The sequence below is a fragment of the Halorubrum salipaludis genome (assembly GCF_002286985.1).
GTDB classification, from domain to species: domain Archaea; phylum Halobacteriota; class Halobacteria; order Halobacteriales; family Haloferacaceae; genus Halorubrum; species Halorubrum salipaludis.
This window is the reverse complement of the sequence record NZ_NSKC01000005.1, coordinates 79,398-99,853: the sequence shown is the minus strand read 5'-3', so window position 1 is coordinate 99,853 and position 20,456 is coordinate 79,398. Positions and strand designations below refer to the sequence as shown.

At 61.4% G+C, this 20,456-nt stretch carries 17 protein-coding genes and 1 tRNA gene; 9 read left to right on the top strand and 9 right to left on the bottom strand.

Annotation, left to right across the window (positions count from 1 at the left end; all coding sequences use genetic code 11):
* The first annotated feature begins 92 nt into the window (after window positions 1-92).
* From CK500_RS10300 to CK500_RS10275, 6 genes are all read left to right on the top strand, one after another.
* Window positions 93-2,159, top strand: coding sequence for an N-6 DNA methylase (locus tag CK500_RS10300; protein WP_095637151.1), 2,067 nt, complete (start codon window positions 93-95; stop codon window positions 2,157-2,159).
* Complete coding sequence (locus CK500_RS10295) at window positions 2,152-3,021, top strand: immunoglobulin domain-containing family protein (protein ID WP_144049549.1); 870 nt, start codon at window positions 2,152-2,154, stop codon at window positions 3,019-3,021. The genes CK500_RS10300 and CK500_RS10295 overlap by 8 nt, the downstream gene beginning before the upstream one ends.
* Window positions 3,018-3,677, top strand: coding sequence for an HFX_2341 family transcriptional regulator domain-containing protein (locus CK500_RS10290; protein ID WP_095637149.1), 660 nt, complete (start codon window positions 3,018-3,020; stop codon window positions 3,675-3,677). The genes CK500_RS10295 and CK500_RS10290 overlap by 4 nt, the downstream gene beginning before the upstream one ends.
* 85 nt (window positions 3,678-3,762) lie before the next feature.
* Window positions 3,763-5,757, top strand: coding sequence for a type I restriction-modification system subunit M (locus CK500_RS10285; protein ID WP_095637148.1), 1,995 nt, complete (start codon window positions 3,763-3,765; stop codon window positions 5,755-5,757).
* Window positions 5,750-7,105, top strand: coding sequence for a restriction endonuclease subunit S (locus tag CK500_RS10280; RefSeq protein ID WP_095637147.1), 1,356 nt, complete (start codon window positions 5,750-5,752; stop codon window positions 7,103-7,105). The genes CK500_RS10285 and CK500_RS10280 overlap by 8 nt, the downstream gene beginning before the upstream one ends.
* Window positions 7,105-10,068 carry a type I restriction endonuclease subunit R gene (locus tag CK500_RS10275; RefSeq protein WP_095637146.1) on the top strand — a complete coding sequence of 988 codons (2,964 nt, stop codon included), beginning with the start codon at window positions 7,105-7,107 and terminating at the stop codon, window positions 10,066-10,068. Before CK500_RS10280 ends, CK500_RS10275 begins: the two co-directional genes overlap by 1 nt.
* Window positions 10,069-10,453: 385 nt before the next feature.
* On the opposite strand, the gene CK500_RS10270 is transcribed toward CK500_RS10275, so the two are convergent.
* The 4 genes from CK500_RS10270 to CK500_RS10255 all read right to left on the bottom strand — a co-directional run bounded on the left by CK500_RS10270 (window position 10,454) and on the right by CK500_RS10255 (window position 14,125).
* Entirely contained in the window at window positions 10,454-12,586 is a 2,133-nt protein-coding gene (locus tag CK500_RS10270) for a DUF7845 domain-containing protein (protein WP_095637145.1), read from the bottom strand.
* A gap of 135 nt (window positions 12,587-12,721) precedes the next feature.
* Window positions 12,722-12,795: transfer RNA gene (locus CK500_RS10265), tRNA-Thr, on the bottom strand.
* Between the two features lie 83 nt (window positions 12,796-12,878).
* Window positions 12,879-13,430, bottom strand: coding sequence for a GNAT family N-acetyltransferase (locus CK500_RS10260; protein ID WP_095637144.1), 552 nt, complete (start codon window positions 13,428-13,430; stop codon window positions 12,879-12,881).
* 62 nt (window positions 13,431-13,492) lie between these two features.
* Window positions 13,493-14,125: a CBS domain-containing protein gene (locus CK500_RS10255; RefSeq protein WP_095637143.1), complete on the bottom strand. Its 633-nt coding sequence runs from the start codon at window positions 14,123-14,125 to the stop codon at window positions 13,493-13,495.
* Window positions 14,126-14,272: 147 nt separating this feature from the next.
* Here CK500_RS10255 and udk point away from each other — a divergent pair, with 147 nt between their 5' ends.
* Entirely contained in the window at window positions 14,273-14,971 is a 699-nt protein-coding gene (udk, locus tag CK500_RS10250; protein WP_095637142.1) for a uridine kinase, read from the top strand.
* 157 nt (window positions 14,972-15,128) lie between these two features.
* Here the strand turns inward: udk and CK500_RS17395 are convergent, their stop codons facing one another.
* Window positions 15,129-15,290, bottom strand: a complete 162-nt coding sequence (locus CK500_RS17395; RefSeq protein WP_198951546.1) for a hypothetical protein — start codon at window positions 15,288-15,290, stop codon at window positions 15,129-15,131.
* Window positions 15,291-15,517: 227 nt separating this feature from the next.
* Entirely contained in the window at window positions 15,518-16,912 is a 1,395-nt protein-coding gene (locus CK500_RS10245) for a DEAD/DEAH box helicase family protein (protein WP_095637141.1), read from the bottom strand.
* 49 nt (window positions 16,913-16,961) lie between these two features.
* Between CK500_RS10245 and CK500_RS10240 the strand changes: the two genes are divergently transcribed.
* Window positions 16,962-17,996, top strand: coding sequence for an alpha/beta hydrolase (locus CK500_RS10240; protein WP_095637140.1), 1,035 nt, complete (start codon window positions 16,962-16,964; stop codon window positions 17,994-17,996).
* An 83-nt stretch (window positions 17,997-18,079) separates the two neighbouring features.
* Entirely contained in the window at window positions 18,080-18,451 is a 372-nt protein-coding gene (locus CK500_RS10235) for a hypothetical protein (RefSeq protein ID WP_095637139.1), read from the top strand.
* A gap of 9 nt (window positions 18,452-18,460) precedes the next feature.
* On the opposite strand, the gene CK500_RS17225 is transcribed toward CK500_RS10235, so the two are convergent.
* From CK500_RS17225 to CK500_RS10225, 3 genes are all read right to left on the bottom strand, one after another.
* Window positions 18,461-18,805, bottom strand: coding sequence for an outer membrane protein assembly factor BamB family protein (locus CK500_RS17225; protein ID WP_158224042.1), 345 nt, complete (start codon window positions 18,803-18,805; stop codon window positions 18,461-18,463).
* Complete coding sequence (locus CK500_RS17220; RefSeq protein ID WP_158224041.1) at window positions 18,802-19,857, bottom strand: outer membrane protein assembly factor BamB family protein; 1,056 nt, start codon at window positions 19,855-19,857, stop codon at window positions 18,802-18,804. Before CK500_RS17220 ends, CK500_RS17225 begins: the two co-directional genes overlap by 4 nt.
* Before the next feature lie 136 nt (window positions 19,858-19,993).
* Window positions 19,994-20,443 carry a universal stress protein gene (locus CK500_RS10225; RefSeq protein WP_095637138.1) on the bottom strand — a complete coding sequence of 150 codons (450 nt, stop codon included), beginning with the start codon at window positions 20,441-20,443 and terminating at the stop codon, window positions 19,994-19,996.
* Window positions 20,444-20,456 lie beyond the last annotated feature (13 nt).

The window sequence follows — 20,456 nt, the reverse complement described above, 5'->3', positions numbered from 1 at the left end:
CGTATTCGGCTATGTATTCGAGTTGAATATTCAAAATCGGTTTTTGATAATCCAAGACAACGATTAAGTACCTCATCCATGCCAGTACAGTCATGGATGAAGCCGACGCACTGGACGAGGTCGTGTCTCTTCTTGAATGCAAGTACGGTCCGGAACGAGTGGTTCTGGAGCCTTCTCTTGATGCCGACCAGGGGGTCTACCCTGACGCTGCGGTATTCGAAGACGAGGAGCTAACGGTGCCGTTTCTCCTCGTTGAATGGAGTAGCCTCCGCACAGGCCATCGTACTGAAAAGGATCTTCGTGAAGTCTCTGAAGCGGTCTCGTCAACGGATGCCGAATATGGTGCTCTCCTCGGTCCTAATGTTCGATTCATCTTTTCCGGCTCTTCGCCAGCATTCCGGTCGTATGCCGATTTTCCTCCACTCGAAGGTGAAGTCACCACACAGCGACGGCCTGTTGAATCAGAAGCTGAGCTCGACTTCCTCATCTCTCGATGTATGAATGCACACGATGAGATTCGTCGAAAGCACTCTAGTTACGAACACGACCAGGAAGTCGCGGGTGAATTCTTGGAATCGCTCCACCTCCTAATCGAGCTCCGGAGACAGGAGCTGCCTGCCGACGGCGAGGTCGATCCGAGCGTGATTGATGACGTCTACGTCGAAATTGAACAGCGTCATGAGTGGTATGAGTCTGGTGAAGCACTTGATTCGCGATTAGTCTCTTCAACTGCGGCGGTTTTCAACGGGTTTGACCTTGGGAGGACTGAGGACTCGGTACTGGAATCGTTGTTTGAGGTGACTCATAATGAGAAACGCGGAGGGGCCTATTCGACCCCGCTTGAGGTTGCGAGGCAAATGGTGCGTCTTGCGGGCACCGAACCCGGTGACCTCGTTTTGGATCCTGCAGCAGGGCGCGGAACTGTCCTTTCCCTGGCAGCTGGTCAAGGTGCTCACGGAGAAGGTGTCGAAATTAATTCCGCAGTGCTTCGCATTGCGACATTCTATGTCGACCTCTTCGACCGAGATGTTCACTTCACGGTCGGGAACTTCTTTGAGAAGGACCGTTTTCAGGATCCATTCGACCGTGTTATCGTTGACCCGCCGTTCAATATGCGACTTGAGGACGTCGAGATTCCGTATACAGAGGGACGCGATACTCTCATCTCCGAGGAAGCGTTTATCGCAAAGGGTCTTTCTCTGCTTGAGGACGGTGGGACTGTAACAATCTCTGTACCGTCCGGTTTCTTGGATAATCAGCGGCGAACTTGGTTCAGAGAGCTGGTGCTAGAGACGTTCGAACTACGGTCGATCGTTCAGTTCGTTGATGGACCGCTCTACCGACACACGTCTATCGACACCGCGATCGTTACCCTCTCGAACCAATCTGCAGCACCAGATCACGAAGTCCAGTATGCGATTATCGATTCCCCAGAGGACCCGGAGGTGGCTCTCAGACACGCGGCTTCTAATATCGATGAGGGCACCGCGAAGTCGATTCCTCAAAATCAGCTTGAAAGCTCGTGGGATATTCGAAAGGTTGTGGCCCAACGGTCGGTTCGAGCGGATCTAGAAGCAGAGTATGCTAACCTGACCCACCTCGAAGATCTCGCAGACGTCTCAATGGGAAATCGACCTGAGAACCTCCTTGAGAAGGAACACGAGGATACACTCCGATATCTTTCGATTAGCAATATCGGAAAAGGGCGGGACCGTCACGGTGACCGCTACATCCCTCGCGAGAATACCAAAACCATTGCTGACGAAACCTGTGTATTGATCGCGACGATTGGCGATTATACCTATACGCACATTCCGTCCGACCCGGTCGCGCCCGCACAGGACCTCGCTGTTGTTCAGTTCGAGACGTCTGAGGAGGCGCTCGTCTACGAAGCGTTCTTCGAGTCTAAACTTGGGCAGCGCCAAATTGACTCGTATAAATCGGGCTCTCGGATTTCGAGGGTGAATATCAGCGACCTTCGGGAGATGCTGGTTCCGAACTTTCCCACTGAGAATATTCAATCTACTGCCGATGACATTCGAAGCCACCGACAGCGAACTAAAGAACTCGAGAAAAGGCAGAAGGAGTTAGAACAGGAAAAAGAGTCTCTCGACAGGGAGGTCAGCGACTTCCTAAGCGGGGGTGATGACGATGAGTGAAGCCGAGCGGCCTGTCGATGCTATCGATGGGACGATTTTGCAGGACCCAATGGAGGGATGTGACGAAGTCATCGAAAGCATTCTGGATGCTCACCAAGACCCGGGTGTTCCTCGGGAGGAGGACCCGTTTGAGGATATCTATGGGCTGTACAATAGCGTTCGGCGAAACTCTCTCGACGCCTTCGATGACCGCTTCAAAGCCTCTGCGGTGTATGATGCACTAAAGTTGCTCCTCCGAAGCATCGGTGAGGAGTGTGGTTATGAGCACCACATGCATTACGAGAGCAAGTACGGTAAGCAACAGGTCTCTGATGGAATCGACCGTGGTGTCTATTGGTTCAAACTCTATGCTGGGGTGCTTCTCGAAACGCAACCCGACATCACCTACGAGTGGGCTGTTTCTCACTTCAAGGAACACCGGGATATGCGGGTTTCTCATCCTGAGACCATTCAAGCGCCAGGTTCTGGACCTGACGCGATGTACGTTAGCTCGATCGTCCCGCTTTGGTACGTTTTAGAGGATATCCTTCGCTTATGGCGAAAAATACTTGACATGGACTCTGAGGCGCGTGACGAACGTGAGCAGGTACTCAAAGGTGATATTAGCCCTGATGGAGGGCTTGCGACCTATCGGTATGGATTCATCCAGAATTTCAACCATCGAACAGGCCGTCCGGATGAGGGCTATATCACCGACTACCAGAACGGGGAGGGCGGGAAGAATAGTCGATTTGTTGCTGGTGAGGCGGACTTCTTCCCATCTGTCGGTGATATTGTTCGGTTTAACGCAGAACAAGAGACAAAGGACGACGGAGAGCCATTCAGTACCCTCTCTGTTACCGAAATCACACGTCTGGAATGAGCATACACATAATCCCTCATGGGCGGGTTACAGAGCACGTCAAGCGAGGCCTACGTGGATACGATGCTGTTGACCGCGTCTATCTCCTCCCGAGTGTGAAGTTTGCCGAAACTGGACGCGATCTCGCGGAGGAACTCGAGCAATTCGGCTTCGACGTGCGAATCCAGGAGGTCGATGCGTTCAAAATGCGGAGCGTCGTCGATACCATCGTTTCCATCGCGAAGGATCATCCAGAAGAAGAACTCTACGTGAATATTACTGGTGGAACGAATCTCATGGCCGGTGCGGCGACTTCCTCGGCGTTTTTCATCGGCGCAAGTCCGTACTACGTCCTTGAACCACAGGCCGATGAGTCTGTAGAGGAGCTGGTAGTCTCACTCCCAGCGCCCACGCAGCCCCTCACATTCGACCTTAGCGACTCACAGCGGGCGGTTCTCGAACAACTTGGCGAATGGGACGTTGTTGGACGAACGGGGGTTATTGGCCGTGAAATCGGTGACGAGCTGGATATATCCGCTCAACGAGTAAGCTACCACATCGGGAAACTCGAGGAGAAGGGCCTCGTCAAGACTCACCGCGATGGGCGACGAAAAGAGATTGAGCTCACAGACGTTGGCCGACTCTACCTTCGTTGGACCGGGGGTGTTACAGGATGATCGGTATTAACACGTCAGAAACGAGTTTCGAGCTGAGGTCGACGCTCCGTCGCGTTTATCTGACAGCCTCGCATTCAGCGTGTTAATGGTCGAGAACTTCAACGAGAAGGCGGACTTCATTTGGTCCATTGCCGACCTCCTCAGAGGAGATTACAAGCAGTCGGAGTATCAGAAGGTCGTTCTCCCGTTGACGGTTCTCCGCCGGCTCGACTGCGTGACCGCGCGGAACAAAGACGAGGTCCTCGAACGCTACGAGCAGCTCCAAGAGCAGGGCATCGAAAACGTCGCCCCGTCGCTCAAGAAGGCGGCCGACGCCGAGGTGTACAACACGAGCGAGTACACGTTCGAAACGCTGTGTAACGATCCCGACAACATCGCGGAGAACCTCCAGTACTACATCAACCAGTACGACGAGGAAACGACGGAGATCTTCGAGAAGTTCGACTTCGATCACCAGATTCAGCGCCTCGACGACGCCGACCTCCTCTACAAGGTCGTTCGGCAGTTTGCCGAGATCGACCTCCACCCCGACGAGGTCGCGAACGAAGAGATGGGGTACATCTACGAGGAGCTCATCCGGAAGTTCAACGAGCTCAGCAACGAGACCGCCGGGGAGCATTTCACGCCCCGCGAGGTCATCGAGCTGATGGTGAACCTCATCTTTCAGGAGGACGACGAGGCGCTGTCCGAGCAGGGGGCGGTCCGAACCGTCTACGACCCGGCGTGTGGAACCGGCGGGATGCTTAGCGTCGCCGAGGAGTACGTCCGGCAGCTCAACACCGACGCGAGGCTCCACGTCTTCGGGCAGGAGCTGAACCCCGAGTCCTACGCCGTCTGTAACTCGGACATGCTCATCAAGGGGCAAGAGCCTGACAACATCGTCTACGGGAACTCCTTCACGCAGGACGGGTTCAAGGGACGGCAGTTCGACTACATGCTCTCGAACCCGCCGTTCGGTGTCTCATGGAAGAAGGTGAAAGAGGAGATCGAGCGCGAACACGACGAAGAGGGCTACGCCGGTCGGTTCGGCGCCGGAACGCCGCGCACCAACGACGGCGCGTTCCTGTTCCTCCAGCACATGATCAGCAAGATGAAGCCGCCCGAGGAGGGCGGCTCTCGGATCGCGATCGTGTTCAACGGCTCGCCGCTGTTCAACGGCGGCCCCAACAGCGGGGAGTCGGCGATCCGGCGGTGGATCCTCGAAAACGACTGGCTGGAGGCGATCGTCGGTCTGCCGGAGAATCTCTTTTACAACACGGGCATCCGCACGTACATCTGGGTGCTCTCGAACGACAAGCCCGCAAAGCGCGAGGACAATGTCCAGTTGATCGACGCGCAGAACCAGTATGCCGAGATGGACGAGAGCCTCGGCGAGAAGCGTCATGAACTCCGACAGGAGCACATCGATGAAATCTCCCGTATCTTCGGCGACCTAGAGGCGAACGGTCGCTCGAAGGTCGTCCCCACCGAGGAGTTCGGCTACCGCCGGATCGTCATCGACCGCCCGCTACGGATGAGTTTCAGGGCCACGGACGACCGCATCGAGAGCCTCGACGACGAGCGCGCGTTCACGAACCGCGACGAGGAGACGCAGGAAGCGGTGAAGGAGTCGCTGCGGACGCTCGACGGCGACAAGCAGTGGATGGACCGAGACGAGTTTATAAATGAAGTGGAGTTGACGTTCAACATGCAGGGCGTCGACGTGCGTGACAGCGTTTATGATGCGATCGAGCGTGCCCTCGGAGAGCAGAACGACGACGCGGAGATCGTGACCGACGGAAACGGGAACCCCAATCACGACGGCGATCTGCGAGAGCGCGAACGCGTGCCGCTGGGGACGGACCCACGGGAGTACTTCGAGGAAGAGGTTACCCCCTATTTAGAAAATGCGTGGATCAACGAGAGCAAAAAATATCACGACGATCAGGATGGAGAGCTTGGCGTCGTTGGGTATGAAATTAACTTTGATAGATATTTTTACGAATACACAACACATGATAGCCCAAGTAAGATAGATTCAGAGATACAGCGTCTTCATGGCGAAATATCGGACTTAGTGGAGGAAATAATCTATGAGTGACCTTAGCGCGTATCGGGATTATCGAGAATCAAGCATTCCATGGATTGCGACTATCCCAGCACATTGGGAGGACGTTAGAGCTAGATTCGTTGCCCGTCTTGAGACGGGACACACTCCCGATAGAGACGAATCATCATACTGGGATGGAGACATCCCCTGGTTCTCTTTGTCCGACATGTCACGAGTAAGAGAAAGCGGGAGCAGATACGTCTCAGAAACAAATGAATATATCACAAAAAAAGGCCTAAATAATGCCTCTACCCGTCTAGTACCTTCCGGAACAGTCATTCTCAGTCGAACAGCTACGATTGGTTTTACTTGTATTCTGAAGGTAGAAGCCGCCACTGACCAAAGCATGGTCAACTGGGTTTGTGGGGATGAGCTAATACCAGAGTTTCTGTATTATGTTTTTGAATCTATGGGGGAAGAATTTGACCGGCTAGCAGAAGGATCAACTCACAAATCAATATATATGCCGGACGTAAGGTCAATTAAGATACCACTACCACCGGTAGAAGAACAATCAAAAATAGTCAAATTTCTCAATAATCAACTTGATATAATTTCGACTCTATTGAATAAATTCGATAAAATCCGAGAAGCAGCAGAGAGAAAAAAGAATTCAATTGTATCAGGTGCTGTCACTCACGGTCTTGGCAACTCAAACACGACTGATTCCGGGGTCGGCTGGATTGGTCAAGTCAATTCAGACTGGGATGTGATCAGCACCAAATTTGTTGCACAATTGGAATCCGGTCATACACCGGACCGATCCAAAGACGAGTATTGGGAAAATACAAATATCCCTTGGCTAACAACATCTGACATCAAGAAATTTCGGGGTAATAAAAAGAGATACCTCCACGAAACGGAAAACCAGATCAGCGAACTCGGGATGGAGAATTCCGGTGCGCACCTGCTTCCCGAGGGAACGGTGTTCCTCTCTCGTACTGCTTCTGTGGGGTTTTCGGGAATCATGGGGAAACCGATGGCAACGTCTCAGGACTTCGCGAACTGGGTCTGTGGCGACGAAATCATCCCGGAATATCTGCTTTACGTGTTCCGCTCGATGGAGCAGGAGTTCGAACGCCTGATGCAAGGCTCCACGCACCAGACGATTTATATGCCGGATATCAAGTCGTTCAAAACTCCGCTCCCGCCGGTTGAGGAGCAGCGCGAGATCGTCGAGCATGTTGAGACCGAGACGGAACGACTCTGGGAACTGATCGATCGCGTCGACGAGACGATCGACCTCCTCGAAGAGAAGCGCCAAGCCCTCATCACTGCCGCAGTCACGGGTCAGATTGATGTGTCTGAAGAGAAAGGTGTCATTCAAGGCGACGATTAATGAGCAAACCCTACGACGAGAAGGCCTTCGAGAACGAAATCGCGTCCGCCCTCCTCGATCGCGGCTACGTCGAGGTGCCGAGCGATCGCTTCGACGCCGAACGTGGCATCTTTCCCCAGCAGATCGTCTCGTTCGTGAAGGAGACGCAGCCGGAGGCGTGGGAGAAACTGGAGACCGCCCACAAGGGCAACACCCGCCAGCGCTTCCTCCAAGAACTCACCAGCGCGCTCGAACGCCAGGGGACGCTCGAACTCCTACGACACGGGCTCCGAACGACCGGCACGAAGATCGACCTCGCGACGTTCCAGCCGAACACCGGTATCAACCCCGAGTTACAGCGGAAGTACGACGCCAATGTTCTCGGCGTGACCCAACAGCTCCACCACTCCGCGACGAACCCAGACCGGAGCATCGATCTCGCGTTGAGTCTCAACGGGATCCCCGTCGCGACCGCCGAACTCAAGAATACCTTCACCGACCAGACCGCTCGTAACGCCCGGGAGCAGTACCGCGAGGACCGCGACCCGAGCGTCCCCGTCCTCCGGTTCAAGCGCGGCGCGCTCGTCCACTTTGCGATCGACCAGAACGAGGTCTACTACACGACCGAACTCGACGGCGAGGATACCAACTTCCTCCCGTTCAACAAGGGCCACGAGAAGGGTGGCGGAAACCCCCCGCGGGAGAACGACCACCGGACTGCCTACCTCTGGAAGGAGGTCTGGGAGAAGGACAGCTGGATGGACATCATCCAACGCTTCATCCACATCGACACCGAGGAGATCAAGAAGGACGGCATCACCGTCGAGGAGGAGGAGACGCTGATCTTCCCGCGGTATCATCAGCTCGAATGCGTCCGCCAGCTTGTCGACAGCGCGAAACGCGAGGGATCGGGCGAGGACTACCTCGTCCAACACTCCACGGGAAGCGGGAAGAGCAAGTCCATCGCGTGGCTCGTCCACCGACTCGTTTCGCTTCATGACGTCGACGACGAGGCGGTCTTCGACGGCGTCGTCGTCGTCACTGACCGGACAATACTGGACGAACAGCTCCGTAACACGATCTACGAACTGGACCACAAGACGGGCGTCGTTCACGGGATCACCGGCGAGCACGGGCCGAAGTCGGAGGAGCTCGCGGAGGCGCTCGAAGCCGGGAAGCCGGTAATCATCACTACGCTCCAGACGTTCCCGTACGTTATCGAACACACGCAGTCGCTCCCGGAGCGGGACTACGCAGTCGTTGTCGACGAGGCACACAGCAGCCAGACCGGGGAGATGTCCGCGGAGATGAAGGATATCCTCTCCGGAGTCGACGAAGACGATATCGACGACGCGGAAGACGCTATCGTTGCCAGCGCGGAAGCCCGGAGCAAGCAGCCGAACCTCAGCTTCTTCGCATTCACGGCGACGCCGAAGGCGAAGACGCTCCAGATGTTCGGCGAGCCTGACGGCGAGGGAGGGTACGAACCCTTCCACCTTTACTCGATGCAGCAGGCCATCGACGAGGGGTTCATCCTCGACGTGCTCCGGAACTACACGACCTACGAGACGTTCTACAACGTCGCGAAGGTCGTCGAAGAGGACCCGCAGGTTCCCGAAAAGAAAGCCGTGAAGGCCATCTCCCGGTTCCTGAAGCTCCACCCGCACAACGTCTCACAGAAGGTCGAGATCATCGTCGAGCACTTCCGGAACAACACGCAGCACAAGATCGGCGGCAAGGCGAAGGCTATGATCGTTACCTCCTCGCGTGCTCACGCCGTCCGCTACAAGAAGTCCCTCGACGAGTACATCGAGGAGAACGGCTACAATCTGAGCGCGCTCGTGGCCTTCTCAGGGACTGTCGAAGACGACGGCGGGAGCTACACCGAGCAGGGGATGAACGACGGGATCAAGGAGTCTGAACTTCCGAATGTCTTCGACAGCCAAGCCTACCAAGTCCTCGTCGTCGCCGACAAGTACCAGACTGGCTTCGACCAGCCGCTTCTTCACACGATGTACGTGGACAAGAAGCTCTCCGGGATACAGGCGGTCCAGACGCTTTCCCGTCTGAACCGGACACACCCAGGAAAGGAGGACACGTTCGTCCTTGATTTCGAAAACGAGCAGTCGGAGATTAAAGAGGCGTTCGAGCCGTTCTACGGGAAGACCACTGTCACCGAGGAGACTGACCCGCAACACCTCCAGCAGCTCGCGAGCGAACTGAAAGCGTTCCGTATCTACGACCAGAGTGACGTGGACCGATTCGCGGAGGTCTTTTTTGACCCTGAAAATACGGGGACAGAGGGCTCACACGCAAAATTAAGTAGCTTGGTACAGCCTGCCCGTGACGAATTCATGGTCTCGAACGAAGAAACACAGGAAGAGTTCCGGTCGACGCTCCGATCGTTCCTTCGTCTCTACAAGTTCCAGTCCCAGATCGTCAGCTACGCTGATACGCACCTGGAAAAGCTGTACACGTTCGGTCGGTTCCTCTACAAGGATCTCCCGAAGGGTTCGGGCCAGCCTGATGTCGAATTCGACGACGAGCTCGCGCTCCAGTACTACCGGCTCGAAAAATCGGAGGAAGGAGATATCAAACTAGACAAGACCGACGGGGAAGTGCAAGGACCAACAAACGCGGGGACTGGTGGGGGAAGCGAGGATGACGAAGTTGAACTTTCGACCATCGTTGAGAAGATCAACGAGAAGCTGGGGACCGACTTTACCGAGGCTGACCAGTTGTTCCTCGAACAGCTGAAAGAGGACGCACTCGAAGATGATCACCTACGAAGGTCTGCAAAGGTGAATAGTCGCGAGAATTTCGCTCTAGAATTCGACAGTGTGCTCACCGAGATGTTCATCGACCGAATGGACCAGAACGAAGAGTTGTTCGCTGAGTTCATGGACAACGACGAGGTACAGGAAGTGATCACAGAGCATCTTCGCCACCAAGTCTATCAAGAAAGCCAGCAAGCCGAAGGGTAATTCTAATCTGGCCACTTCAGAGCATACGTTCTGAAGGCAGGAGGCCATCACCGATGCGGCCAAGTTCGTATCCGGCACCTAATCGGAGCTCGATTCACCGTTGGTGGGTCAACGTCGAGGCGCGCCGAGTCAGGCGCGCCGACCCCCTGTATTTCTGCTGGAATCTGCCGAGCGAAGCGAGGCAGTGGTTTCCCAGTGTGGCTCCTTAGCCACACACGTAACTGAGAGTTGGGTACCCCACCTCGAAGTTGCGACTTCGGATTAAGTCCATCTAGTGCCTGCGATACTCGACACACTCGAAAGTCCGGGAGATCGGGGCAAATAACAAGCAAAAACAGCCGCTAAAAGCTTCGATCGATAGTGATGCCTCTCACGAGTCGCCGCGCTAGCCGGGAGTTCCTAACGCGTCAGCAAAGCGGCGAGGCGCATACACTTGGCCGTCGGTGAGAGTGATCTTCGGATCGAACTCGAACGCGAACTGTCGGAGCTCTTCCTCTGTCACCTTCGACCACTGGGTCGCACCGCTTCGAAGCAGCCGACGGGCCTCTTCGAGGCTCGCGGGCTGGAACCCGATGTCGAGTTCGTCGGGCTCAGCGCCCTCTGTTCGACTGATCTCCCCACCGTACCGGTCGAGCCAGCGATTCCAGGGGTCATCGTCCCCGCCGTGAGCTTCTGCTCGGGTGAGCCCGTCGAGGGCGTTTTCCAGTCCGGACTTGATGCTGTCCGACACCGAATCGATGTAGCCCGTGAGCTCCTGAGCGATGTACTTCGACCCCAATTGAACCTCGCCGTAGGTATGATCCACGAGCGGCGAGAGGCGCTTGAGAGCGCGATAGACAGTGTCCAAATGAACGCCGATGGAATGAGCCAACTCCTTCGGCGACGTCTCTCCACCGTCCGTGAGCAGCGTCTCAACGAGTTCCGTGTCCGTATCGTTCATCTGCGCCGCCGTCGCGAATATCTGATCGTCCTGCTTAACCTCAATCCGAGGTAGCCGGTCAGGGAGAATCTTCCGCCACCGACGGGATCCCGATACCTCAAAGTAGTCGTCTTCGACGTACATCTGCCCGTCCGGCCGGGTCGGAATGTTCGACCAGTTGAGGACGTTTAACAGCGCCTCATCGAGTTCTGTGACAAGGGTGTCGAGGTCGTCCCAGTACAACGTCTCGTCGTGGATCGAGTTCTGGAAAGAGACGCCAATTTTTGGATTTTCGAGTGGCGTACCCTCGACGGCGTCGGGGTTCCGCATGTGGTAGTGCTTGAACTCTTTCGCCAGCTCGTGACTACCGATCATCTCACCAGCACGGCGAGGGCCGACGGTGGCAGTATGGTAGTGGCCCGGACACTCCCGATCGTCACGGACCGACTTCGCGTACCCCTCTCGGTCACCGGCGAGTAGCATAGAGATCTGTTGGAGTGTTCCGTCGTGAGCGATCGCCTCACCGGTCTCTCCGCGGAGCACTCGAACATATAGCTCTGCGTCGACGATGTTCGACGAAGTGTGGATCCGATCTGTCGTGAAGTCCTCCGGATAGATGGGTGTCGGACTGTTGAACCGGAACCCCTGGCGCGTTTTGAGGGCATTAAGCGACTGCTGTAAGACCGAAGGATACTGCTCGAAGTCCCAGTATGACCCTTCGACCTCCACGTCGTACCCCTCCAAGTCGCACGGGTTGGACATCGACGGGACACCGTCTTTGGTCTCGATATCCGGCCATCGAGGAGAGATGCGGAAATACGCCCGTTTTCGCGCCTCTGATTTTGCGTCTCCCCACGACTCGTAGCCTTTCGGGTAGACGTAGACGAGATATTCTCTTACCTCTTCGAGCTGGAAGTTTGCAGCGTCCCGCGGCGCGAGCCCGCAGGACTTGAACCCGAACTCGACATTCCACTCGCTCCCGTCGATCTCGGCCGTCGTACGGAGTCGTCCGTGCTGCTCAAAGTCGTGTTCCCCCTGGAGGGACCGGAGCCCGAAGTACGACCGAAGGGGATTATCTAGATCCTCGCAGTCCCATTTGAGGTACCCGTGGAACTCGTGGGGCTGCGGGTCGATGAAGCGCCGTGAGAAGTGGTCATCATCGTCGCCAAAGCTAGCTGTCTCGGTAGTCCTGTCACCATCGCCCGTTTCCGCCTCACTCTCCTCGTCAAGACGTTTCTCGGCGCGCTCGTAAGCCTCACAAGTCTTGAGATGAAGTTCCAGGTCGTCAGCCCGCGTATGCGTCTCGCCGCAATATCGACACTGTGCGACTGGTTCTACGTCGCACCTGCCTTCGTGTCTCGCCGCGATTCGATGTTGTTGGAACTTACAGCGACAGAAGCGACACCGGGCTACATAGCGGGACATACCGGTTCGTCGACGTGACTCCTTGGATACGGTCGACTCCGTGGAGATGTCGACGCACTCCCGACGGTCGTCGGTCTCCGTTTGCTCGACCGACGATTGGATTGAGTCGGTCTGGTCGTCAGTGACCGCCTCGGCTTCGTCGAGCTGTCCGAAGAGGTCGTCCGAGTCGGTCACAGCGACCGACCTCCGTAAACTTGCTCGCGCGCAGCCGGGAGACGGCTCGCGCGACACCCCATTTTATGGTGGTTGAGACTGCTAGTATCAGGTGCGAGTACCCCTTTACGGGGGGAAATTGAACGTATCGTCCGAAGCCAGGGCAGGGATTTGAACCCCGGAAGTCTCGATTACAAGTCGAGTGCATGAACCGCCCATGCTCCCCTGGCGCAGGCGGGCGTACTCGGCCCACCTATGAGTGCGTGTCGCTTTCCGCGAAGGTGACCGTGTCGGCGGCGGCGCCGTGTCGCGATCAGTCGCTGGCGTCGTCGCCGTCGTCATCGTCCGCCCCGTCCCCAGCCGCGAGCGACTTCGTCAGCTCCACGCGGTGCGTCTCGTACCCCCGGTCCGCGTAGAACTCGCGGGCCCGGTCGTTCGCGGCGAGCGCCTCTAACGCGACGGTCTCGGCGCCAGCCTCGCGGAGCGCCCGCTCGGCGGCGTCCAAGAGGTCGGTCCCGATCCCCTCGCCGCGGCGCTCGGGGACGACGAACAGGTTGCTCACCGTTCCGCGGGTCCGGTCGCGCTCGTAGCCGCCGTGGTCGAGTGCGAACCCGACGAAGCCGATCGGGTCGTCGTCGCCCGCCCCGCCGCGTTCTCCGTCGGCACCGCCGTCCCGCGCGACGAAGAGCTCGCCGGTGACCACCGAGCGCGCGACCCACTCGCGGACCGCGGCTCGGTTCCCCTCGGCGAGCAGCGTCGACCCGTGCGCCCGCTGGCCCTCCGCGAGCGCGATCCACAGGTCGGTTATCGGGTCGACGTCGTCGACGGTGGCGGGCGTGACGCGCGGGCTGTCGCTGTCGACCATTCGTTCGGTCCTCAGCGCGCCGGGCGTTTGAGCCTACCGGCGAGAAATCGGTCGGGATCGCGTCACACCTCGCGGCACTCCGGGCACACCGCCTGTCCGTTCGCGCTCACGAGGTCGGGCACGAGCGCGCCGCAGCTCTCGCAGACGCCCTGCGTCGGAGAGCCGGAGGCGTCCGTCGAGGACGCTTCCACGGCGGGGTCGACGCCGCCGTCCGATCCCATCATCGCCTCGTCGCCGCGCCGCGGGTTCCCCGTCGCGCCCTCGTCGGCGAGCGGGTCGCGGGCGCCCTCACCGGTCCGGGGCGCGCCCGCGGCGAGCACGTCGCTCGCGGTGACGACGCCGACCGCCTCCCCCTCCTCGACCGCGACGACGCGGTCGACCCCGTCCGCGACGAGCCGCTCCTCGACGGTCGCCAGCGCGTCGTCCGGCGATACCGTCGGGAGCGGCGGCCCCATGACCGAGCCGACCGTGAGACCGGGATCGCCGCCGTCGCCGGCTTCGGTCCCCGCGTCGAGGAGCGCGCCGAGCGCGTCGCGACACCCCAACCGGCCGACCGCCTCGCCGCCCCGGAGGACGACGAGGCAGTTCGTCCCCTCGTCGACCAACAGCGCCGCCGCGTCGCGCAGCGGGTCCGACTCGCTCACGCCGAGGAACTCGCGATGCATCACGTCGCGAACCGTGGTGTCTGTTCGCATGGCACGGGATTTCGCGGCGAACGGCTAAAAGGTGCCCCCGGTATCGTTTTACGTATTCCTCGCGTAGTCCACCGATCAGCGCTCGATCCGCGCTGACGACGGCGACGAAAAGGAGGCTTCAAACCCTCCGGCGCCCGAGTCGCGAGCATGACCATTCCCTCGTTCGTGATCGGGATCGCGGGGGGGACCGGCGCGGGGAAGACGACGGTCTCCCGGCTCGTCACCCGCGACCTCGGCGACAGCGTCACCCGCATCCCGCTGGACAACTACTACGAGGACCTCTCGCACCTCGACTTCGAGGAGCGCGAGTCCGTCAACTACGACCACCCCTCCGCGTTCGAGTGGGAGCTGCTCAGAGAGCACCTCGAGTCCCTGTTAGAGGGGCAGTCCGTGCAGATGCCGCAGTACGACTTCGAGATCCACAACCGGAAGGAGGAACGCATCGAGGTCGAACCGACGGATGTGATCGTGCTCGAAGGGATCCTGGCCCTGTACGACGAGGAGATAAACGACATGATGGACCTCCGGCTGTTCGTCGAGACCGACGCCGACGTGCGCATCCTGCGCCGGATCCGCCGGGACGTGATCGACCGCGGCCGCGATCTGGAGGGCGTCATCGATCAGTACCTCTCGACCGTGAAGCCGATGCACGAGCAGTTCATCGAGCCCTCGAAGAAACACGCCGACGTGATCATCCCGGAGGGGGCCAACAGCGTCGCCGTGAACCTCCTCGAAGAGAAGCTCCGCGCCGAGGTCGAGGGCGACGCGGTCCGGAGCTGGGAGCGCGGGAGCCTCGAAGAGGAACTCGGCGAGAAGCGCTCGCTCGACATGGACGGCGACGACTGAGCCGTCCGGACACGGCCCCGCCTGGATACGAACCCGCCGGGACCCGACGCGTCTCCGAGCCGCATTTCTCAGCCGGCGGCTCCGTTTCTTCCCGTCTCGGTGATACGTCCGGAAGTAAAACCGGACGCATTGAGGTTTCGTCGCCCGTTCACGGCCGTCACAGGGCGGTCGTGACGACTGCGTAGAAGAGCAACACGGCCGCGGCCCCCAACGCAGCGTGTCCGATCGCCCCGACGGCAACGATCAGTCCGCACACGAGTCGTTCGATCGGCGCCAGCGAGTCGCCGAAGATGTCGCGCTCGACGGTTGAGACGGACATAGTTTGCCTCCAGTGGAGCGTACGTGTTGTACCGTTCAAAACACCGCGATTATTCCCAACGGCTGAAAATGAATACCCGATGAGATGTAGGTTCGATAATTTCGAACCGAATGAATTGAACAGGTACCACATGAGGGACCCACATCGACCGTCGCTAGATCACGAACTATCACTTCTGAAGGGTTTCGACGCACCGAGGGTGTACGTCCGAACTCGGCTGATCGCGCTCACCGCCGCCGGCTCGCCACCCGTTCCTCGGCGGTCTCCGCGCTGACGACCTCGTAGAGGATCGCTCGGCCGCCGTCCTCCTTCGGACGGAGCACGCGGCCGAGCCGCTGAGTGAACTCGCGCTCGCTGCCCGAGCCCGAGAGCACGACCGCGACGTTCGCGTCGGGCACGTCGACGCCCTCGTCGAGGACGTTGGCGGCGACAACCCGACCGTACGTCCCCTCGCGGAAGCGCTCCAGGATCTCGCGGCGCTCCCTCGCGCCCGTCTCCGCGGTGATCGCGGGGAGCAGGAACCGCTCGGAGAGCCGGTAGACGAGGTCGGTGTGGGCGGTGAACACGATCACCCGGTCGTCGCGGTGGCGGTCGAGGATCGATTCGAGCCGGTCGATCTTCCGGCGCGCGTTCATCATGATCTCGCGGGCGTCCTGCTTCGCGAGGAGGGCCTCGCGGGCGGCCGGATCGTTGCCGGAACGCTTGACGAGCTCCCGGTAGTCGCTCCCGCTGGTGAACGTGATCCCCGCGTCGCGGACGTACTCGACGAAGGTGCCCTGCTTCTCGTCGTAGCGCTCCCGCTCGTCGGGCGTCAGCTCCACCTCGATCCGCCGGATGTCGTAGGGCGCGAGGTGGTCGCCCGCCAGGTCGTCGGCGTCGAGGGAGTACACGCGGTCGCCGATCAGCTCCGCGACGGTCTCGTGGGCGCCGTCTGGGCGCTCGAAGGTCGCCGTCAGGCCCAGCCGCGCGGGGGCCGCGAGCAGCCGCGCCACGTCGCGGTACCCCTCGCCGCCGAGGTGGTGGACCTCGTCGAAGACGACGAGCTCGAAGGCGTCGCCGACATCCTCCGCCTTCAGGTACGCCGAGTCGTAGGTCGACACCGTGATCGCTTCCCGGCGCTGCTCGCCCCCGCCGAACCGACCGATCGGGACGTCGAACTCCGCCTCCAGCTCCCGCTGCCACTGCTCGAGGAGGTCGACGGTGGGGACCACGACGAGCGTCGGCACGCCCAGCTCGACCATCGCGCGGATCGCGATCACGGTCTTGCCGGCCCCGGTCGGGAGTTCGAGCACGCCGCGGTCGCCGGCGTCGCGCCACGCGTCCAGCGCCTCGCGCTGGTACTCCCGGAGGTCGTAGTCGGTCGCGAGGCCGTCGGCGAGCCCGACCGCCTCGGCGGCGCGGTCGCTCGCGTCCAGCACGCGGTCCTCGACGCTTACCCCGGCGACCTCCAGGGCCCGCCGGATCGCGGCGTAGCGGTAGGCGGGGGCTCGTCCGGTCCCCGACCGCGGATCGCTCTCGACGCCGGGGAGGGGCGGGAGCGACTCGAGGGCGTCCCCTGCGGGGGTCCCTCCGCCGGCGGCGACCCGGATCGTCCCGTCCTCGTAGGTCAGCCGGACGTCCATCGGCGGACGTTGCCGACCGACTTACAAAGGGGCACCGCCTCCGTCCGCCATGCGCGCGGACGAACTCGACCCCGAGATCGCCGCCGTCGTCGACGAGATCGAGGCGCTCGGGCTCCCGGACTGGCACGCGCTCTCGGTCGACGCCGCGAGGCGCGTCGAGGACGAGGTCTTCGCGGGCGACCCCGAGCCGCCCGTCGCCGACGTGCGGGACCTCGCGTTCGACGGGCCGCACGGCGAGGTTCCGGTGCGGGTGTATCGACCGGAGGCGGCCCTCGGCGGAACGACCGACCGCGCCGGCGACGGCGACACCGCCGGCGACATCGACGCCGAAACCGACGCCGGCGCCCGCACCCTCGTCCACTTCCACGGCGGCGGCTGGACCCTCGGCACGCTCGACTCGATCGACGGCCCGTGTCGCGAACTGGCGACCCGCGCGGACGCGGTGGTCGTCTCCGTCGACTACCGGCTCGCCCCCGAACACCCCTTCCCCGCGGCGGTCGACGAGGCGGCCGCGGCCGTCGCGTGGGTCGCGCGCAACGCGGCGGCGCTCGGCGGCGACCCGGGCAGGCTGGGCGTCTCCGGCACCAGCGCCGGCGGGACGCTCGCGCTCGCGGCGGCGCTGCACGCCCGCGAGTTCGGCGCCGGGCCGTCGGGGGCCGAGCCCGCCGGGGCCGAACCCCCGGAGATCGCCGGCCAGTTCCTCCTGTACCCGATCGCGGGCCGCGACTTCGGCACCGACTCGTACCGCGAGAACGCCGACGGCCCCCTCCTCACCCGGGCGGACATGCGGTGGTTCTTCGACAGCTACCTCCGGAGCCCGGTCGACGCGTACAACCCGTTCGCGGTCCCGCTGCGGGCCGACGACCTGGGCGACCTCCCGCCCGCGACGGTCGTCACCGCCGGCTTCGACCCCCTCCGCGACGACGGGGTCGCCCTCGCGGAGCGGTTCGAGCGCGAGGGGACCCCAGTCGAACACCGCCACTACCCGGCGATGGCGCACGGGTTCTGTAGCCTCGCCGACCGCGTCGGCGCCGCGGAGGCCGCGCTGTCGGCGGTCGCGACCGACGTGCGGGACCGGCTCTGAGCGTCGGGTGCGGTCCCTCCGGAGGCCGTCGCGACGCCGGCGACGGCGACGCCACCAAGTGGCTCGCCGCGAAACGGGCGAGCATGAGTGTCATCGGATCGGCGGTCACGTTCGTCGTCAGCCTGCTCGTGGGCGGGCTGGCGATCTTCATCGCCGCCGCGGTCGTCACCGGCGTGCGCGACTACGGCCACGCCGTGTTCACGGCGCTCGTCGGCGCGATCGTCTGGGGGCTCACGGCGTTCTTCCTCTCGTGGGTCCCGCTGATCGGCGAGTTCCTCCCGCTCCTCGCGTGGGTCTGGGTCATCCGGGCGCGCTACGGGGCCTCGTGGGTCCACGCGGCGATCATCGGGTTCGTCGCGTGGGCGTCGGCGGTGCTGGTGCTGGCGGTGCTCCCCTTCGCGGGCGTCACCGACGCGGTCGGCGTGCCCTTCGTCCGGTCGCTCGGCGCGATCTGAGCGGTTCCCTCAGTGGAGCGAGTACAGCGTCCCGTCGTCGCCGGCCCGGTCGAACGCGAACGCGTACAGGTGGTCGCCGACGACGAACGGACTGTACGCGGTCTCCTCGGACAGCTCCACGGACCAGGCCAGTTCGCCCGTCGCTTTCTCCACGGCGCGGATACGCCCGTTGTCACCGTATCTACTCCCCAGCAGGAGGTGGTTCCGCGTCGCGATCGGGAGGGTGCTCGATCCACCGGCGATCCGCGGATCCCCGTCCGGAGCGTACGACCAAAGCGCCTCCCCGCTCGACGCGTCGATCGCGTACAGCGAACCCCCACCGACGGCGAACACCCGGTCACCGTCGACGGTCACGCCGGTTCGCGGCGGGTTCTGGACTCGAACCGCCAGGATTCGGACCCGTCGGCCAGCGAGAGCGAGCGTATCCCTTCGAACCCGGACTCGTCGGCCGGGCGGTCGGTCGGCAGATACAGCCGGCCGTCGCCGACGACGGGGATCGCCTCGCCGATCTGGAGCCGCCGCGACCACAGCCGCTCGCGCTCGGCGAGATCGAACGCGACGACGTTGTCCACGTCCGCAGCGGCCTCGTCGGTCGTCACGACGAGCGTCTCGCCCGAGACGGCGAGGTCCTCGGGGTTGAGTCGGGACCGACCGAGTTGCGCCGTCCAGCTGACCGATCGCCCCGACAGATCGACGGCGATGAGATCGGTCCGCGGGCTCTCTGAGTCGTCGCTGCTCGTCACCGCGATCGCGCGATCCCCCGCGACGATCATCGCCCTCACGTCTTCCGCCTCCTCGGTCGGGAGTTCGACGGTCCACGATTCCGTTCCCGTCGCGGCGTCGACGGCGACGAGCTCCCAACCGCGCGTCCGGTCGTTCACGCCGGCGAACAGCACGTTCCCGTCGCGGTGGAAGACGCTCGCCACGATCCGGTAGCTGTCAACGGCCGATTCGGAGAGCCGCCACCGAACCTCGCCCGTCTCTCGCGCGTACGCGACCACGTCGGTCAACGGGGAGATGACGACCGTCTCTTCGCCCGCGACCGGCGTCGTGAAAATACGCGTGTTCAGGTCCGAGACGTCCGCGTCCCAGTCGACGATCGGCGCCGACTCGGGGGCGGTCGCCTCCCGCTGCGCCATGCTGTTCCGCGAATCGACGAAGGCGTGATCGACCGAGGACGGACCGGAGATCTCCCGCGTCTCCGGATCCGCGCCGTCGTCCTCCGCGGCGGTCTCGTTCGACCCGTCGGCGTCCCCCTCCGACTCGTCGGTCGCGTCCTCGCCCGTCGTCGGCGACGGGTCCGACGGCACCCCGATCTCTCGTAACTCTCCTAGACAGCCGCCGAGCCCGGCGATACCGAGCGCGCTCAGTCTGAGCCAGTCCCGCCTCCCGGAAGAGCCTTGCATGGACGCCCTACAGTGTCATCCCACTATAAATTGTCGTGATGAGACAAATACGGAGAGATTGAAGGGTGCTTCGAGTCTCCCGAATTGAACGCGAATCCGGCCGGAACTGTCAGTTCGCGCCGAACTTCCCGGAACCTCACTCCGAGACGGTCGTCTTCACGATGCTCACCGGCGCGGTCGACTGCCGCGAGACGCGCTCGGTGACCGACCCGAGCATCCGGCGGTAGTCGCCCGACCGGGTCTTCGATCCCATCACCGTGAGATCGATGTCCGCGTCGTCGATGTAGCCGAGGATCTCCTCGTGGGGGACGCCGTACACCAGCTCGGTCACCGCGTCGACGCCGGCGTCGGCCGCGTGCGAGGCCACCTCGTCGAGCGCCTCGCGGCCGCGCTCTTCGAGGGTCTCCTCGGCGCCCTCCGAGCCGTCGACGAACTCGTCGCCGGAGTAGGCGTTGACCACGTCGGTATCGACGACGAACAGCACGTGGAGGGTCGCGCCGTAGCGCTCGGCGGCGTCGATCGCGTGGTCGATCGCGCGGTCGACGCCCTCGCTACCGTCCGTGGGGAGCAGTATGCGGTCGTACATACCCGAGGATACG

Coding starts and splice junctions, on each gene's coding strand:
- CK500_RS10300 (WP_095637151.1), top strand. CDS start 93: ATGGATGAAGCCGACGCACTGGACGAGGTCGTGTCTCTTCTTGAATGC.
- CK500_RS10295 (WP_144049549.1), top strand. CDS start 2,152: ATGAGTGAAGCCGAGCGGCCTGTCGATGCTATCGATGGGACGATTTTG.
- CK500_RS10290 (WP_095637149.1), top strand. CDS start 3,018: ATGAGCATACACATAATCCCTCATGGGCGGGTTACAGAGCACGTCAAG.
- CK500_RS10285 (WP_095637148.1), top strand. CDS start 3,763: ATGGTCGAGAACTTCAACGAGAAGGCGGACTTCATTTGGTCCATTGCC.
- CK500_RS10280 (WP_095637147.1), top strand. CDS start 5,750: ATGAGTGACCTTAGCGCGTATCGGGATTATCGAGAATCAAGCATTCCA.
- CK500_RS10275 (WP_095637146.1), top strand. CDS start 7,105: ATGAGCAAACCCTACGACGAGAAGGCCTTCGAGAACGAAATCGCGTCC.
- CK500_RS10260 (WP_095637144.1), bottom strand. CDS start 13,430: ATGGTCGACAGCGACAGCCCGCGCGTCACGCCCGCCACCGTCGACGAC.
- CK500_RS10255 (WP_095637143.1), bottom strand. CDS start 14,125: ATGCGAACAGACACCACGGTTCGCGACGTGATGCATCGCGAGTTCCTC.
- udk (WP_095637142.1), top strand. CDS start 14,273: ATGACCATTCCCTCGTTCGTGATCGGGATCGCGGGGGGGACCGGCGCG.
- CK500_RS17395 (WP_198951546.1), bottom strand. CDS start 15,290: ATGTCCGTCTCAACCGTCGAGCGCGACATCTTCGGCGACTCGCTGGCG.
- CK500_RS10245 (WP_095637141.1), bottom strand. CDS start 16,912: ATGGACGTCCGGCTGACCTACGAGGACGGGACGATCCGGGTCGCCGCC.
- CK500_RS10240 (WP_095637140.1), top strand. CDS start 16,962: ATGCGCGCGGACGAACTCGACCCCGAGATCGCCGCCGTCGTCGACGAG.
- CK500_RS10235 (WP_095637139.1), top strand. CDS start 18,080: ATGAGTGTCATCGGATCGGCGGTCACGTTCGTCGTCAGCCTGCTCGTG.
- CK500_RS17220 (WP_158224041.1), bottom strand. CDS start 19,857: ATGCAAGGCTCTTCCGGGAGGCGGGACTGGCTCAGACTGAGCGCGCTC.
- CK500_RS10225 (WP_095637138.1), bottom strand. CDS start 20,443: ATGTACGACCGCATACTGCTCCCCACGGACGGTAGCGAGGGCGTCGAC.